Source organism: Peribacillus sp. B65 (assembly GCF_058513295.1).
Map to the genome: position 1 here is coordinate 152,052 of NZ_CP195840.1, position 16,662 is coordinate 168,713.

General features: G+C 42.6%; 16 protein-coding genes. 1 reads left to right on the top strand and 15 read right to left on the bottom strand.

The window, feature by feature from the left end; genetic code table 11:
• Positions 1 to 16 precede the first annotated feature (16 nt).
• The 3 genes from sdaAB to ACSR9O_RS00740 form a co-directional block, all read right to left on the bottom strand.
• On the bottom strand, positions 17 to 679 hold the full coding sequence (gene sdaAB, locus ACSR9O_RS00730) for an L-serine ammonia-lyase, iron-sulfur-dependent subunit beta (RefSeq protein ID WP_101224620.1): 663 nt from the start codon (positions 677 to 679) through the stop codon (positions 17 to 19).
• Positions 680 to 886: 207 nt separating this feature from the next.
• Positions 887 to 2,557, bottom strand: coding sequence for a DAK2 domain-containing protein (locus tag ACSR9O_RS00735; RefSeq protein ID WP_230177530.1), 1,671 nt, complete (start codon positions 2,555 to 2,557; stop codon positions 887 to 889).
• Positions 2,558 to 2,575: 18 nt separating this feature from the next.
• Complete coding sequence (locus tag ACSR9O_RS00740) at positions 2,576 to 2,938, bottom strand: Asp23/Gls24 family envelope stress response protein (RefSeq protein WP_034313762.1); 363 nt, start codon at positions 2,936 to 2,938, stop codon at positions 2,576 to 2,578.
• Between the two features lie 252 nt (positions 2,939 to 3,190).
• Between ACSR9O_RS00740 and rpmB the strand changes: the two genes are divergently transcribed.
• The gene (gene rpmB / locus ACSR9O_RS00745; protein WP_034313767.1) at positions 3,191 to 3,379 is read left to right on the top strand and encodes a 50S ribosomal protein L28; all 189 of its coding nucleotides are present in this window, start codon (positions 3,191 to 3,193) and stop codon (positions 3,377 to 3,379) included.
• Positions 3,380 to 3,566: 187 nt separating this feature from the next.
• Here rpmB and spoVM read toward each other — a convergent pair whose 3' ends face one another.
• From spoVM to coaBC, 12 genes are all read right to left on the bottom strand, one after another.
• The gene (spoVM, locus tag ACSR9O_RS00750; RefSeq protein WP_034313769.1) at positions 3,567 to 3,647 is read right to left on the bottom strand and encodes a stage V sporulation protein SpoVM; all 81 of its coding nucleotides are present in this window, start codon (positions 3,645 to 3,647) and stop codon (positions 3,567 to 3,569) included.
• Positions 3,648 to 3,769: 122 nt separating this feature from the next.
• Positions 3,770 to 4,423, bottom strand: a complete 654-nt coding sequence (locus tag ACSR9O_RS00755) for a thiamine diphosphokinase (RefSeq protein WP_230177532.1) — start codon at positions 4,421 to 4,423, stop codon at positions 3,770 to 3,772.
• A gap of 102 nt (positions 4,424 to 4,525) precedes the next feature.
• Positions 4,526 to 5,173 carry a ribulose-phosphate 3-epimerase gene (gene rpe, locus ACSR9O_RS00760; RefSeq protein ID WP_101224617.1) on the bottom strand — a complete coding sequence of 216 codons (648 nt, stop codon included), beginning with the start codon at positions 5,171 to 5,173 and terminating at the stop codon, positions 4,526 to 4,528.
• A gap of 1 nt (position 5,174) precedes the next feature.
• Positions 5,175 to 6,056, bottom strand: coding sequence for a ribosome small subunit-dependent GTPase A (gene rsgA / locus ACSR9O_RS00765; RefSeq protein WP_230177534.1), 882 nt, complete (start codon positions 6,054 to 6,056; stop codon positions 5,175 to 5,177).
• 23 nt (positions 6,057 to 6,079) lie between these two features.
• On the bottom strand, positions 6,080 to 8,113 hold the full coding sequence (pknB, locus tag ACSR9O_RS00770) for a Stk1 family PASTA domain-containing Ser/Thr kinase (protein WP_230177535.1): 2,034 nt from the start codon (positions 8,111 to 8,113) through the stop codon (positions 6,080 to 6,082).
• Positions 8,114 to 8,118: 5 nt separating this feature from the next.
• On the bottom strand, positions 8,119 to 8,868 hold the full coding sequence (locus ACSR9O_RS00775; RefSeq protein ID WP_101224614.1) for a Stp1/IreP family PP2C-type Ser/Thr phosphatase: 750 nt from the start codon (positions 8,866 to 8,868) through the stop codon (positions 8,119 to 8,121).
• 4 nt (positions 8,869 to 8,872) lie between these two features.
• Complete coding sequence (rlmN, locus tag ACSR9O_RS00780) at positions 8,873 to 9,967, bottom strand: dual-specificity RNA methyltransferase RlmN (protein WP_230177536.1); 1,095 nt, start codon at positions 9,965 to 9,967, stop codon at positions 8,873 to 8,875.
• Positions 9,967 to 11,319 carry a 16S rRNA (cytosine(967)-C(5))-methyltransferase RsmB gene (gene rsmB / locus ACSR9O_RS00785; protein ID WP_101224612.1) on the bottom strand — a complete coding sequence of 451 codons (1,353 nt, stop codon included), beginning with the start codon at positions 11,317 to 11,319 and terminating at the stop codon, positions 9,967 to 9,969. Before rsmB ends, rlmN begins: the two co-directional genes overlap by 1 nt.
• Positions 11,306 to 12,265, bottom strand: a complete 960-nt coding sequence (gene fmt, locus ACSR9O_RS00790; RefSeq protein ID WP_491723792.1) for a methionyl-tRNA formyltransferase — start codon at positions 12,263 to 12,265, stop codon at positions 11,306 to 11,308. The genes rsmB and fmt overlap by 14 nt, the downstream gene beginning before the upstream one ends.
• Positions 12,262 to 12,747 carry a peptide deformylase gene (def, locus tag ACSR9O_RS00795; RefSeq protein ID WP_101224610.1) on the bottom strand — a complete coding sequence of 162 codons (486 nt, stop codon included), beginning with the start codon at positions 12,745 to 12,747 and terminating at the stop codon, positions 12,262 to 12,264. Before def ends, fmt begins: the two co-directional genes overlap by 4 nt.
• A gap of 95 nt (positions 12,748 to 12,842) precedes the next feature.
• Positions 12,843 to 15,254, bottom strand: coding sequence for a primosomal protein N' (gene priA, locus ACSR9O_RS00800; protein ID WP_230177538.1), 2,412 nt, complete (start codon positions 15,252 to 15,254; stop codon positions 12,843 to 12,845).
• A gap of 6 nt (positions 15,255 to 15,260) precedes the next feature.
• Positions 15,261 to 16,469 carry a bifunctional phosphopantothenoylcysteine decarboxylase/phosphopantothenate--cysteine ligase CoaBC gene (coaBC, locus tag ACSR9O_RS00805; protein WP_491723793.1) on the bottom strand — a complete coding sequence of 403 codons (1,209 nt, stop codon included), beginning with the start codon at positions 16,467 to 16,469 and terminating at the stop codon, positions 15,261 to 15,263.
• Positions 16,470 to 16,662 lie beyond the last annotated feature (193 nt).

Below are 16,662 nucleotides of genomic sequence, written 5' to 3' on the forward strand. Positions count from 1 at the left end.
GGAAACGATTGCCCTATTAATCCACAATCCTCGCTACTTGAGTGATGTCGGGGAGTGCTGTAATTTCAGCGATGACGTGATCCTCCAAGTTTTGGTCCACTTCAATCGTCATCAAGGCCATCTTCCCTTTTTCTTTTCGGGAGACTTCCATCTGGCCAATATTGATTTGATGCTTGGCTAATATGTTTGAAACATTTGCGATGGCACCGAACCGATCATCATGAACGACGAGTATGGCAGGGTTGTGCCCGGAGAGCCTCAATTTAAACCCGTTCAGTTCGACGATTTCGATTTTTCCCCCGCCTATCGATATTCCGACAAGTTCCAGTTCACCATCATCATCACCAACCGTTATTTTTGCTGTATTGGGATGCTCCGGTACGGCTTCTTCTTCCCGAAAAGTAATTTTCATCTTTTTTTTACGGGCTATTTCCAGCGATTCTTTGATTCTCTCATCAAATGTATCAAAATCAAGTAAGCCTCCTACAATGGCTACATCCGTTCCATGGCCTTTATAGGTTTTGGCAAATGATCCGTAAAAAGAAATGTGGGCCCATTTTGGTTCCCGGTCGAATAAATTCCTGGCAACCCTGCCAATCCTTGCAGCTCCTGCTGTATGGGAACTAGAGGGGCCGATCATAACAGGACCAATTATATCGAATACACTTCTAAATTTCATGACTTGCTCCTCCTTCTATACACTGGGAGTCAGTTTAATAATAAAGCGTGATACATTGTAATTACAATTAAGCTGTCCGTAATCCTTCTTTTCATAAAAAATAAAACTGCATAGCCTAATGACATATGCAGTTTATTGCCTTTTATTTTTTTCAGGACCCTCAAACATTGTGACGATTAAGTCTCCCTCATCTTCATTGATCTCTACTTATTCAATTGAAAAAATGAAAGAATATAAAGGTTGTTTCCCATTATGCACTTCAACTTCAACGTCTTCGAAATTCTCATTACAAAACGCAACAAGACTTTCGACATTTTCAGCAGTGGCATCTTCTCCATATAAAATGGTAAGGATTTCTGAATCTTCGTCAATCATATCGGAAAGAAGATCTTTTGCCGCTTGGGTCATGTCTTTATCCTTCACTTTGATGGTGCCTTCAGCAATTCCCATGAAGTCCCCGGTCTCGATTGCAAGACCGTCAATGTTGGTATCCCGGACAGCATAAGTAATCTGGCCCGTTTTCACATGCGAAAGGGCTTCGATCATCGCTTTTTTATTCTCTTCAGCATCAAGTGAAGGGTTGAAAGCCAGCAATGCAGCCATTCCCTGTGGTACTGTTTTCGTTGGGATGACAGTCACATGATCCCCAAGTACATCTGCAGCCTGATTGGCCGCCATGATGATATTTTTATTGTTAGGCAAGATGATCACATGATCTGCATATGCCTCTTCGACAGCTTTAACGATATCTTCCGTGCTAGGATTCATCGTTTGTCCGCCTTCGATGACGGACTTAGCGCCGATGCTTTTGAATAATTCGCTGATGCCAGCACCCATCGCCACTGACACTACAGCGTACTTCTCTTTGGTGGACGGTTTAGTTTGAAGCGGTGTTTTCGTCTCACCTACAATCGCAGTATGCTGTTCACGCATATTATCGATTTTCATTTTTATTAAGCTACCATATTGCTGTCCATAATTCAGGCACGTGCCAGGCTGTTCAGAGTGAATATGTACCTTGACGACTTCATCATCTGAGATGACTAATAAAGAATCTCCGTATTCACTTAAATCATTTCTGAATTTTTCTTCATCAAATGATTTATTGACAAGTTTTTCATTTTCCAATCGGACCATGAATTCCGTGCAGTAGCCATACACGATATCTTCCGTGTTCATATGCCCTTGAACATTCATGTGATGTTCGGCATTGATCATGTCATCCATGCTTGGGCCATTTGCAGGTCGGACTGGAAGTGCCTCACCTTTCAGCTCAGCAAGGAAACCTTCATAAACGAATACCAACCCTTGCCCGCCGCTATCAACGACTCCCACTTCTTTTAAGACTGGAAGTAGATCTGGTGTACGTTTTAATGAGGCATTGGCCTCCGTAACGATTTCTTCCATCACCTGAATAAGGTCTATATGCTTTGCTGCTGATGAAACCGCTTGCTTGGCTGCATCTTTTGCAACCGTTAAAATGGTTCCTTCAACAGGTTTCATAACGGCTTTATAAGCTGTCTGAACCCCCGCTTCAAAAGCTTGGGCAAATTCTTCACTATTGATTTCCGATTTATGTTCAATCGCTTTAGCAAAACCGCGGAACAGTTGCGAAAGGATAACTCCCGAATTGCCGCGTGCTCCCATTAGCAATCCTCTTGAAAGTGAGGCACCCACTTTCCCGATGTGTTCCTGGACGTTATTTTGCACTTCCTTCGCACCCGAAGTCATCGATAAATTCATATTCGTTCCTGTATCCCCATCTGGAACAGGGAAAACATTCAACGCATCAACCATTTGGGCATTAGCCGCTAAATGGTTGGCACCTTGAATGATCATTTCTGCAAAGCGCTTTCCGTTCAAACTTGTAATTGACACAAAACTTTCCTCCTATACTTAAGGGTTCGTCACACGAACTCCCTGTACAAAAATGTTGACGGAATCAACAGCTAATCCTACAGTTTTGTCCAGGGTGTACTTTACCTTTGATTGCACATTATGTGCAACTTCCGAGATTTTCGTTCCATAACTTACGATAATATACATATCGATATGAACTTCTTCCTCTTCTTGTCGGACAATTACACCTTTAGTAAAGTTTTCTTTTCTTAAAATTTCGGCAATGCCGTCTTTAAATTGTTTTTTGGAAGACATTCCTATAATTCCGTAGCAATCCACGGCTGCGCCGCCTGCTACAGTAGCGATAACCTCATTAGAGATATCAATTTGTCCATACTTCGTTTGTAATTCGATAGACATTTTCTTTTCCCTCCCAAAAATCAAATCAACTAAAGACATTTTACTATAATGTCTATGGTTTTAAAAGTAAATGTCTTACGGTACTATATATAATTCAATTTTGAAGTATGTATGTCAAGGTTTTTTTCTTGAAAGTAATTAACTGAAGTATTGCATTCTAACGGTAGGTATGATAAATTATTAAAGTATTTTACAAAGACTTAAGACGACTGCGAAAAACTTAAGCTTGTTGTAGTTAGGAGGGAATTTGACATGGCACGTAAATGTGTAATCACTGGAAGAAGAACTCGTTCTGGTAACAGCCGCTCTCACGCAATGAACGCTAGCAAGCGTACATGGGGCGCTAACCTTCAAAAAGTACGTATTTTAGTTGACGGTAAACCTAAACGTGTATACGTTTCTGCAAGAGCTCTTAAATCGGGCAAAGTAGAACGCGTATAATGTTACGGCATCCTCTTAGGATGCCTTTTTACTTGTAATGGCCAGTATTTAATGGGGATGGTTTCAATTCGTTGATCAGGTCTTTCCTGCATTAAGGAGGGAGCCTTCACCCATTAATGGATGGCCGCCCCTTTTTACCGAAAAAATAACACCTCCCTTAATTTGAGAGGTGTCATGGAGATAAGTATCAGCCTTTTTTAAACGCTCCGAGCATAGCCCTTACCAAACTGCCCAGAACTTTTGGCAATTTAATCGTATAAAATTTCATCATGCCCCTCCTCTTTGCATCCCACAATTAAAGATGAAGTGGAATTTTTCTATTACAACATAAGCTTTTAAGCGGATATAGGATGATCGTAATTATATCCGAATCTGCTCTAAGCATGAATTTTAATCACTGCTTCTTATCACCATTAATATGCCTTTCTCAAATGAAACATTCCCAGATTCGGAAATTAGTTCATTGCTGATGCAAAGCGTCGAACCTATTTCCAAGCTTGCATCATCCAGCGGGTATTTGAAACCCGAAAGTGTAATGCCGGTGACTTCAGCCGTTACGGGGAGCAATGACAAGTATTTCTTATCTTTTAAAACAGTGACCTCATATGAACCTGCTGTCTTTACCGTGAATATATTTTGCCGATCGACTATGTATATATCCATATCGCCATGATGAGGGAGGACACTTTCTTTTTGGAGCAGCTGGATATTCCCAAGAAAATGGTCCATTCTTCCCCCTGTTGCGCCCAGAATGTGAATTTCACTTGGCTTTTGCCCTATTGCCCATTTAAATGCGATCTCTAAATCCGTTTCATCCTTTTCCGAAGAATATAGATTGATTTGTTCCAGCCTTTGCTCAATTTTCCTGTATTCACCTTCCGAAACTGAATCAAAATCCCCAAAACCGAATCTAGGTTCGATACCTTTTTCAAGCAAAGACCATACTCCCCTGTCAACCCCGACCCAAAGGTCAGTCTTCTCCTTATACCATGTCAGATCCGGCCAAAAACATTCCGGACCTCCAGCCATAATACTAATAATCATCGAAATCATCCTTTTCTTTACATATTCATATCAAAGATCCCTATGTTTGATTGATAAAAAAAGCCGATCACCATCATACGAATATGATAGTGTCGGCTTATATCACTTTCCCCGAATCTTTTGAATCGCTGCGTTTCGATCTTCTTGATTATATATTGCCGAGCCAGCCACAAGGATTGTCGCCCCTTGTTCAATACATAGTTTAGCCGTTTCTTCATTTACTCCACCATCAATCTCTATTTCCAGATTTTGATTATACATTTCCGCCATCGCCTTCACTTCGGCAATTTTGGGAAGAACGGATTTAATGAACTTTTGTCCGCCAAAACCAGGATTGACCGTCATCAACAATACCATGTCAATATCTTCGATTATAGGTTGGATCAATGAAGCTGGAGTGGCTGGATTAAGCACCACGCCTGCCTTTACACCAAAAGATTTAATCAATTGGATCGTCCGATGCAAGTGTGTGCATGCCTCTACATGAACAGTTATATAATCGGCTCCTGCTTTCGCAAAGGCCTCGATATAACGATCTGGTTGTTCGATCATTAAATGAACATCAAGCGGGAGCTTTGTTATGGGACGGATAGCATCGACAATTAGTGAGCCTATCGTTATATTCGGCACGAAATGCCCATCCATGACATCTACATGGATTAAATCCGCTCCGCCCCTTTCCACATCAAGAATTTCTTCTCCCAATTTTGCAAAGTCAGCTGATAAAATGGATGGTGCGATTTTAACCATTTTAATACCTCGGCTTTCTATCTCTGATTTCTTCTAGGAATTGCATATAATGTTCATATCGATAACGTGGAATTTCCCCGGCATCAACCGCTTCCTTCACTGCACACTTTGGTTCTTTATCGTGCAGGCAGGCCCTGAATTTACAGTCTTCCCCATGCTTATGCATTTCCGGGAAGCAATAGGATAATCTTTCAGCTTCCATTTCCATGAATTCAAGTGAACTGAACCCTGGAGTATCCGCGACAAGTCCAGAGCCGATATGAATCAATTCAACGTGGCGGGTGGTATGCTTCCCACGTCCCAAGTGTGAAGAAATATCATCCGTCTTTAAAGCCAATTCAGGATTGATTGCATTCAGCAAAGACGATTTCCCAACACCTGACTGCCCGGCAAATACACTGGTTTTTCCTTCTAAATACGGCACTAGTTCTTCAATTCCTCCAGCGGTAACAGAAGATGTTTCCAGGACAGTATAGCCAAGTTTCTGATAGTCCTTGATATACTGAGACAATTTCTTTTGGTTTTCAGCTGTAACCAAGTCCAGTTTCGTCACCACGATAATCGGTTCAATTTCGTTATCTTCAATCAGTACGAGGAATCGATCAAGCAATGCCGGACTGAAATCAGGTTCTACTGCCGAAAAGACAAGGATTGCCTGGTCTACATTCGAGATTTGCGGACGTATCAATTCATTCTTTCGCGGTTTTATTTCGGTCACGGTCCCGTCCGTTTTATTTTCCGCTTCAAAAACAACATAATCACCCACGAGCGGGGTTACCTTATTCTTCCTGAACAGGCCTCTTCCACGGCATTGATAGACCTCTTCACCATCAAGGACATAATAAAATCCACTTAATGCTTTGATAATTTTTCCTTCGGGCATAACCACACTCCTAATTAATAAAATTATTCTGGATATGAGACGGATTCGTCAATGATGACCTGATTGTCCCGCATGACTTTATATCCTGCTTTCTTATCTGGGGTAACCATTAATTCGATCGTTCTCTTCGCTTCATGCAATATATAGAATGTTTCTTGTGGCTCCGTCATGCTATTGTCGATATCCTCGATGAAAATTTGTATTTTTTGTGTTTTGCCTGGCTCAACAGGATCATACTCGATTTTGATTTCCTCCGTTACACTCTTGGGAGGAATTTCTTCTTTCCCTTTTGAAATGACCACTTTCACAGTACTGCCCTTTTCCACCTTCGTAGCAGGTTCCGGTGACTGGGAAATGACAAGCCCCTCCGCTACGGAATCATCATAGATTTCTTCTTCGACATCGATCTTTATACCACTTTCACTGGAATAATCATCCAGGCCAGCTTTATTGAATCCAGTTAAGTTCTTCAAGCTCAGGAGATCTGCCCCTTTACTGACCGTTAGCTCAAGCTCCGTTTCGGATGGTACGACCTCAGTGGCACCCGAGGGTGTTTGTTCAATGATCGTGCCGGCTGCACTGTCATCATATTTTTCGGTCACGCTTATGTTTTTGAATCCCATTTTCTCAAGCAGGGATTTAACATCAGAGTAGTCTCGACCTTCATAGCTTGACAATGAAATCGTCTCTTTACCAATGCTTTGATAAATATCGATGACTGCACCTTCCTTGACCGTCTTACCTTCCTTAGGGTTGGTTTTGATCACAAGACCAGCTTCAACCTCTTCATCTTCAATCTCGATCGTATCTCCAACTTTCAAATCCAATTCAAGCAATTCAGTAATGGCATCATCCAATTCTTCCCCTTTAAGGTCTGGGATCGTCACTTCCTTCGAGACAAGGAGGGGGGGTACAACAGTGACAGATAAAACAGCAAGCAGGGCGAGAACTAAAAAGGTGGTCACCAGGATTGCAGGCATGTTTCTTCGTTTTTTACCTTTATGATCCGACTTGTTTTTTTGTTTTTTCTGTTTCTTTTGTTTCTTCTGTTTCTTTTTCGATTTACTCTCAGCTTCAGAATCAGTTTCCACATCATCCACATAAACTAAAGTGTTTTTTTCAGGACCCCTTATGATTGTCTCATCGACGCTGGAAAGCTGATCGTCCGTTATGACGGGGATGGCTTTTGTTGCATCATGGTCTTCGGGAATGGCAAAAGGCAGTTCATTTGAACGCTCAGGATTAAGCGACGTCCGTATATCATCTTCCATCGAGTCTACGCTCTCATAGCGGTAATATGAATCTTTGGCTGTCGCTTTCAAGATAATATTTTCCACACTCTGGGGTATTTCAGAGTTCCAGCGTTTTGGCGACGGAGTTTCCGATTGTAAATGTTTAAGAGCAATCGACACGGCTGATTCACCCGAAAATGGCAATCTTCCCGTCAACAATTCAAACATGACGATGCCAAGTGAATAAATGTCCGACTTCTTATTGGCCATACCGCCTCTGGCCTGTTCAGGAGATAAATAATGAACCGAGCCCAAGACTGCGTTGGTCTGCGTTATGTTTGTTGCACTTAGTGCCAATGCTATGCCGAAGTCCGTAATCTTGACGGTTCCTTCTTTATCAATCAAAATGTTCTGTGGCTTGATATCACGATGAATGATCCCATTATGATGGGCATGGGAAATCGCTGCCGTAATTTGCCTCATGATATCCAAGGCCTCATCAACTGGAATTGGATAATATTTTTGTATGTATTGCTTAAGTGTAAATCCGTCAACGTATTCCATTACAATATAATAGATGGAATCTTCTTCACCAACATCATAAATGCTTACGATATTGGGATGGGCCAAACTGGTTGCCGATTGGGCTTCCCGATTGAAGCGCTTGATGAACTCTTCGTCATTATTAAAATCCATGCGAAGGATTTTCAATGCGACATCCCTATCTAAGATCATATCCCTTGCTAGGTAAACATTCGCCATACCGCCGCCGCCTACCATCTCGAGCAGCTTATAACGGCCGTTGATTCTTCTACCAATCAACATTCAATTCACCTGCTTTCACTTTCTTCAGTAAATTGAACAAGCACAAGTGTGATATTATCTTCCCCACCATAGTGATTGGCCTTATCTATTAATGAATTCGCCTTTTCTTCAAGTGACTGTCCATTGGTTACCGTTTCTTCCAGTTCCTGTTCACTCACTTTATTCGTCAATCCATCCGAGCAAAGCAACAGTAAATCATTTTCTTCGAAGATGACCGTCATAATGTCCATTTCCACTTGCATTTCTGTCCCCAAGGCTCGTAATAAAACATTTTTCCGTGGATGGTTTTCGGCATCTTCCTTCGAAATCTGACCGGAACGGACCAATTCGTTAACGAGTGAATGATCTTCCGTGACCTGCTTAAAACCGCTCTCATTATACAAATAACACCGGCTGTCCCCGATGTTGGCAATCGTAGCAAACTTGTCGGTGCAAATGGCTGCAACAATGGTGGTACCCATGCCCTTACATTCCGTATTCGCTTCTGCATGTTCAAAAAGCAACTGATTGACCGAAAAGATTTGCTGCTTCAGCCAATCCTCGGCCTCATTTGCCGTTTCGATTCCGGTTGATGCTTCCCAGCCCTTTTTCAGAAGGTCTATCGTCATTGCACTGGCTACATCCCCGGCGCGGTGGCCGCCCATGCCATCTGCAACGATGGCAAGGCGTACGCCTTCCGAGTTCTTAAAGATTCCGCCATTATCTTCATTATGCTGGCGGACTTTTCCACGGTCTGTCCTAAATATTGCCCTCATAGGGTCACCTCGTCTCTTCTTTGCGCTCCTTGGCCCGAAGCTGGCCGCAGGCTGCGTCAATATCACTGCCTTGTTCCCTTCGGATCGTTACATTAATGCCGCGCTTCTTCAATGTTTTTTCAAACTCAAAAATTTGGTCCCGAGGTGTTCGTACATAGTTGCGTTCAGGCACATAGTTAACCGGTATTAAGTTGACATGGCATTTTATCCCTTTTATTAAAGCTGCTAATTCTTCAGCGTGCTCCACTGTATCATTCTCGCCACCGAATAGACCATATTCAAAACTTACACGGCGACCTGTTTTTTCTGTATAGTACTTGATTGCTTCGATCAAGTCTGGAAGTTTGTAGGCCTTATTGATCGGCATCAATTTACTTCTCAATTCCGTATTCGGTGCATGAAGGGAAACAGCAAAGTTTATTTGCATGCTTTCTTCGGCAAACTTATAGATCTTAGGAATGATCCCACTTGTGGAAACGGTAATATGACGGGCCCCGATGTTCAAGCCCTTTTCATGGTTTATATTCTTCAAGAATGACATCATATTATCGTAGTTATCAAACGGTTCACCTATACCCATGATTACTACAGAACTAACACGTTCTTCCGATTCGTCAAGTGCTTGCTGAACTTTTACGACTTGGGCAACTATTTCCCCTGATTCAAGATTCCGCTTTAAACCGCCTAATGTCGACGCACAGAATGTACAGCCAATTCTACATCCTACCTGTGTTGTCACGCAAATGGAGTTTCCGTATTCATGGCGCATCAGCACCGTTTCTATCGAATAACCATCTTGGAGTTCAAATAAAAACTTCATCGTTCCGTCATTGGACGTTTGCTGAATCAAAGTTTTCAAAGTTGTGAAGGTGAATTGCGCTTCCAGCTTATCCCGTAATGATTTCGAAAGGTTGGACATATCTTCAAAACTGGAGACACGTTTTTTATAAAGCCAGTCATATACTTGCTCGGCCCGGAATGCCTTTTCTCCATTTTGAACAAGCCAATCTTTAATTTGGTGTAGCTCCAATGAGTAAATCGATGGTTTTTCTGGTGTCGTATCTTTTCTTACTCTAGATGATTTAGTGATTTCTGCCATTACAGCACCTTCTTTCTAAAACTCGCAATAAAGAATCCGTCACTGCTAAAATATTGCGGAAAAACTTGCAGCGTATGACCCTCGATGAATGGCTGAACGCTTTCAGGCATTCTTGCGGACAAGGTTGCATCGCTTTCAAAATCCGGGTGGCTTTCCAAAAATGCTGCAGCGACTTTGTCATTTTCTTCTTTATCCACCGTACAGGTACTATATACTAACCGTCCGCCTTGCTTAACAAGCGGGGCAGCCGATTCCAATAATTGTTTTTGTATACTTGAGAGTTTCATTATATCATCTTTTGTTTTAGTGTACTTTACATCAGGCTTCCGGCGCATGACTCCCAACCCGGAACATGGTGCATCGATCAGGACCCTGTCAAAACCTTCCTTATTGAAGTGTTCTTGCACTTTTCTGCTATCAAGGGCCATTGTCTTAATATTGTTTCTGAGCTTTAGGCGCTCCGCCTGCTCTTTAATGAGCTTGACCTTATGCTCATGAAGGTCGAGAGCATATACTTGTCCAGTGGTCAAGCCTTCTGCGATATGGGTCGTTTTCCCTCCAGGTGCGGCACAGCAATCGAGTACAGCATCATTTTCATTCGCACCCAATGCATGGGCAACAAGCATTGAACTCTCGTCCTGAATCGATAAATAACCCAATTTATAGCTTTCCGAATGAGCAAGATTCCCTTTGTAGCTGACAATTGCTTCGGGAATGACTTCACTTGCTTCAACATCATATCCTTCTTCCGTTAATATGCTGATCAGTTCACGGCGTGAAATCTTTTTTAAATTAACCCGACCCGTCTGTAATGGCGCAGTTAAATTGATTTCACACATTTCCTTGGTTTTTTCATAGCCAAATTGCTCTACCCAACGCTTTACAAGCCAAATTGGATGACTTACTTCTATGGAAAGCCGTTCCAGATCATCTTTAATTTCATCTAAAGAAGGAACACCATTCCTTTGGATGTTACGGAGGACGCCATTGACCATTGAAGATGTACCCTTGTGTCCGCGTTTTTTGGAAATTTCGACAGCCTCGAAAATGATTGCATGATCAGGCACTTTATCTAAATAGACCATTTGATAAACGGAAAGCCTAAGTAAATTAATGACCCAGCTTTGCGTTTTTTTAGGCTGTTTAATATATGGGCTCAAATAATAATCCAAAGTCATCTTACGCTGTATGGTACCGTAACTTATTTCTGTAAGCAAACCGCTGTCCACGACGGATAACTGGTGCTTTTTAATCAAGTTGTTCAATAATAGGTTACTGTAGGATTGGTTTTTCTCTACAGATTCCAAAATATCGAGAGCGATTTCACGTACTCCCTTTTTAGTTTGCTTCATTCTGTTCTCCTAACTTCATGCCTGCTTTAATGAACGATCCGGCTCCGCGCAAGTAATCTTTCGCCGGCATTTTTTTCTTTCCTGAAGGCTGCAGTTCTGTAACCAGTATTGCCGTCTCATTGCCTGTCGAAACGATGAAACCATCATTTTGTACATCAATGACCGTGCCCGGCGCAGCCTGATTGCCATCTTCCAGTTTCTTTACCTGCCAAATCTTCAAAATGGACCCTTCTAAAGTTGTATAAGCAACAGGCCAAGGATTCAGGCCGCGTACATGGTTATAGATGTCTTCTCCTGATTTCGACCAGTCGATTCTTTCCTCTGACCGCTTGATGTTAGGTGCAAAAGACGCTCTAAACTCATCCTGCTTGATCGGCTGTAACTCCTCATTAATAAGTTTCGGAAGTGTCTCTGCAAGTAAATCCGACCCTATCTTGCTTAATTTATCATGCAGCGTTCCGACATTATCTTGTTCTTCGATAGCAACTTCCGCCTGAGTCAATATATCACCGGCATCCAATTTTTCCGCCATATACATGATGGTTATCCCAGTCTTTTCTTTCCCCTGTAAAATGGAATAATGAATGGGCGCCCCACCACGCAGTTCTGGAAGCAGGGAGGCATGTACATTAATACATCCGTACTTAGGGGCATCCAGCAATTCATTCGGAAGGATTTGTCCGAAAGCCGCCGTCACCACCAAGTCAGCATTCAAGGAGATGATCTTTTCAAGTTCTTCTTTTTCACGGATTTTTTCGGGTTGATAAACGGGAATCCCATGCTTTTCGGCTTCGACCTTAACTGGAGGCGGCGTCAGCACTTTTTTGCGGCCTACTGGACGATCGGGCTGTGTGACAACAGCGATCACATCATACCCTTCATCAATGATTCTTTTCAATACCGGCACTGAAAAGTCCGGTGTACCCATAAATATTATTTTCGTCATTCTTCTCCATACCTTTCTAACTCTTCTTCCGAAATATACCGGGAAACCTTACTTGTAAATAAAACTCCTTGCAGATGGTCGATTTCGTGTTGAAGGGCCCTTGCAAGGAAATCTTCCGCTTCTATCTCGAAAAAAGATCCTTTTCGGTCTTGTGCCCGGACTTTGACACGGTATGGACGCGTTACTTCGCCATATAAACTTGGGAAGCTCAAGCATCCTTCAACACCTGTCTGTTCGCCTTCCATTTCCAGCACTTCCGGATTAATCAGTTCGATTGCACCTGATCCTTCCTCTATTTCAACGACGGCCACTTGCTTTTTCACGCCAACCTGAGGTGCTGCAAGTCCAACGCCATCCGCCTCCACCATCGTTTCATACATGTTATTTAACAGCTTTGCCAACTTTTTATCAAAACTTGTTACTTTATCGCATTTTTGTTGTAAAATTTTTTCAGGAAACAAGACAATCGGTAAAATAGCCAAAATTAATGGTAACCTCCTAGATATGAAAAACAGCACTTCATTATATAAAAACGCAAGCTGTGACAGCTCGCGGTAATCATCCATCTCTTAAACAATTACATCATGATCTGTGGATTTAAATCTATTGAAATCTGCAGCTGATTCTGAGCGGTTTCTTTTTGGTAATGCTCCAAAAGTGTGCGTAAATGCTGATTCAGGTCCGGCTCTCGTTTGTATTTTATCAGACATTGGTAGCGATATCTATTGTTGATTCGACTAATGGGGGAAGCAACCGGACCTAGTACGATAGAATCCCGATTCAATCGTGAGCCTAGATAATTCGTGATCTTCTCAGTGACACTCACTGTCTTCATTAAATCTTCATGTGAAACGGTAATAAGGACAACATAATAATACGGAGGGTAATGACTTTGCCTCCTTAGATGCATCTCCCGTTCATAAAAAGCATCATAATCCTGAAAGGCAGAAAGCTCGATGCTGTAGTGCTCAGGTGTATAGGTTTGGATGACCACTTCTCCCGGAAGCTGATGACGTCCTGCCCTTCCGCTGACCTGTGTCAGCAGCTGGAATGTCTTTTCCGAAGAACGGAAATCCGGCAGATGCAGCATCGTATCAGCTGAAAGGACTCCAACAAGGGTGATATTAGGAAAATCAAGGCCCTTGGCAATCATTTGGGTGCCTAACAATATATCGGCCTTCCCTTCACCAAAGGCATTCAGCAACCGCTCATGTGAACCCTTCTTACTCGTCGTGTCGACATCCATCCGTATGACCCGTGCTTCAGGGAGGATTTTCGCAAGCTCTTCTTCAACCTTTTGAGTGCCTGTACCGAAGAACCTTATATGTTCACTTTCACATTCAGGGCATGCGGAAGGCATTCCCTCTTCAAAACCGCAATAATGGCATTTCATTATATCATTAAAGCGATGATATGTGAGTGAAATGTCACAATTAGGGCAGTTGATGACCAATCCGCAGCTTCGGCACATCACAAAGGAAGAATGTCCCCTTTTATTTAGCATCAGAACTGTTTGCTCCCCCTTCTCAAGCCGGTCTTTCAGCTTGGTAAAGAGCAGCTCCGAAAACATGGAACGATTTCCGGTTCTTAGTTCTTCTCGCATATCTACAATATCCACTGCTGGCAACGCACTTTTATTCATCCTCTGGCTAAGTGTCAATAATTTATAGACATTTTTCTTGGCTCGTGCAAAAGATTCAAGTGTAGGTGTCGCGCTGCCAAGAATAACCGGACACCTATATGATTTTGCTCTTTCAATGGCTACGTCCCTGGCGTGGTACCTTGGCGTTTCTTCTTGCTTATAGCTGGATTCATGCTCTTCATCAATGATGACCAGCCCCAGGTTTTCAAAAGGAGCAAACACGGCGGAGCGCGCGCCCACCACCACTTTTACTTCTTTACGGTGAATTTTCCGCCATTCATCATATTTTTCACCTACGGATAAACCGCTATGCATGACAGCTACCTGCTCCCCAAACCTTTCCTTAAACCTCTTCACCGTCTGTGGAGTTAAGGAGATTTCAGGTACAAGCATGATGGCTTCCTTCCCTTTTTCAATGACAGATGCAATAGCCTGTAGATACACTTCCGTCTTCCCGCTTCCGGTTACACCATATAAAAGGAAAACATCATGTTCATCATGGTGTATTTTCTCTTGGATAGGCTTCAACGCAGTTGTTTGTTCAGCTGTAAGTGTAAAGGGAGTGGATTTTTCGAAAACACGGTTTTCATAAGGATCACGGTATATTTCTTGATCTATTTCCGCCAAGGCCCCTTTTGACACTAGGGATTTGACGGTACCGCTTGATGTGTTCATCAATTCAAGCAATTCTTTTAACGGAATGGGTTCTTGATGTTCAATAAAGTATTGAAGGAGTTCCTGTTGTTTTTTTGCATTGCTTGACATGGCTGATGCCATTTCTTTCAGTTCCTCAGGGGAAAGTAAAGATTTTATGACACGGACTGTCTTCTTATTAAGTCGGTTTTTCACATTATATACGAGCTCAAGATTGCCATTTTGCATTTCCTTTTGGAAAAGTGAAGCGTTCTCCCCTTCAATCACGTCTTTCCAAGATATTGAATCATTTTTCCCGAAAAGGTTTTGAATGAATGGAGGCAGCTGATTCTTTTTATCTTCAACGACTTTGATCACTTTTTCATACTTTGCTTTCATCGCTGCCGGAAGCATGGCCTGTAGCGCTGAAATTTTAAAACACATCGCCTCTTTGGTCAACCAGTCACCCAGCTGAAGCAATTCATCATTAAGGATGGGCTCCAAATCCATTGGTTCTTTTATATTGCGTAATTTCGCAAAGTCGCTTTTAGCTTTTAAGCCTGTGACGAATCCCTGAACCATTCTTGGACCGAACGGGACGATGACCCGCATTCCGGGTTTGATGACTTGGCTCCACTTTTCAGGTATGCGATAGTCGAATTCTCGATCCGTTTGTTTAGCAGGTACATCCACGATGACGGATGCTATATCCATATGACATCATTCCTTTTGCATGCGAGATACTTCTGCCAGGATGCTTTTAGCTATATCCGCTTTACTCATTTTTGGAAGTTCGGTCGCACTTCCATCTTTATTGTAAATAGTCACGATGTTCGTATCCGTTCCAAATCCTGCCCCTGGGGCGGTAACATTATTGGCAACGATCATATCTGCATTCTTTTTGGCTAATTTCCCTCTTGCGTATTCTTCAACATTGTTCGTTTCAGCCGCAAAGCCTACCAAGAACTGATGAGTTTTATTTTCACCGAGTTCCATGAGGATATCCTTTGTCCGTTCAAATTCCATCACATTTTCCCCTGGCTGCTTTTTCATCTTTTGATCATGATAAATCTTCGGTTTATAGTCAGCCACTGCAGCGGTCATGATTACGACGTCACTGGAATCGAACTGATCGAATACCGCATCATACATATCTGCTGCTGATACCACTGGTATCACTTTGGCCTTGGAGGGCGGTGACAAGTTCACTGGGCCAGTGATCAATGTCACCTCAGCGCCCATTCCAATTGCCTTTTCGGCTAGGGCATAGCCCATTTTGCCGCTGGAATGATTCGTTACGTAACGCACGGGATCGATTGCTTCGCGAGTCGGTCCTGCCGTTATCAAATATTTCTTTCCTCTAAGAGGCTGTTGGTGTGATTTACGTTCATCGAAATATCGATTAAGATGTTCCACGATTGTTTCCGGTTCCTCCAATCGCCCTTTCCCTACATACCCGCAGGCCAAATACCCTTCACCCGGTTCAATGAATTGATATCCAAACGAACGAAGTGTCTCCATATTTTTCTGAACCGCTGGGTGGGCGTACATGTGCACGTTCATTGCCGGCGCAACCCAGACAGGCGCTTCCGTTGCCAGAAGTGTGGTCGTAATCATATCATCCGCGATTCCATTGGCTACCTTTCCGATGACATTGGCTGTAGCTGGAGCCAACAGGATGATATCTGCCCAATCAGCCAAGTCGATGTGGGCAATGACTGATGAATCCTTCTCATCAAAAGTATCTGTATACACATCATTTCTTGAAAGTGCTTGAAAGGTGAGCGGCGTCACGAATTCACGTGCCGATTCACTCATGATCACTTTAACATGTGCACCTTCCTGAGTTAATTTACTTGTCAGGGCAGCAGCCTTATATACAGCAATCCCGCCGGTGACACAAAGAAGTACTTTTTTATCGATAAGCATGCAAATTTCCCCTAACTATACATTCTATTTTCTTCTAATTATGACGGAAAACCGAAGAAATTTCATTTGAAATGCGCAATAACATATGGATCTTCCTAAACATTCCATACCTCTGCCTGCTACATCAATGACTTCCGGACTTTATTAAAACCAAAACAAACAGGCCTGACACCTTGGCCGCAGGAAGGAAGCA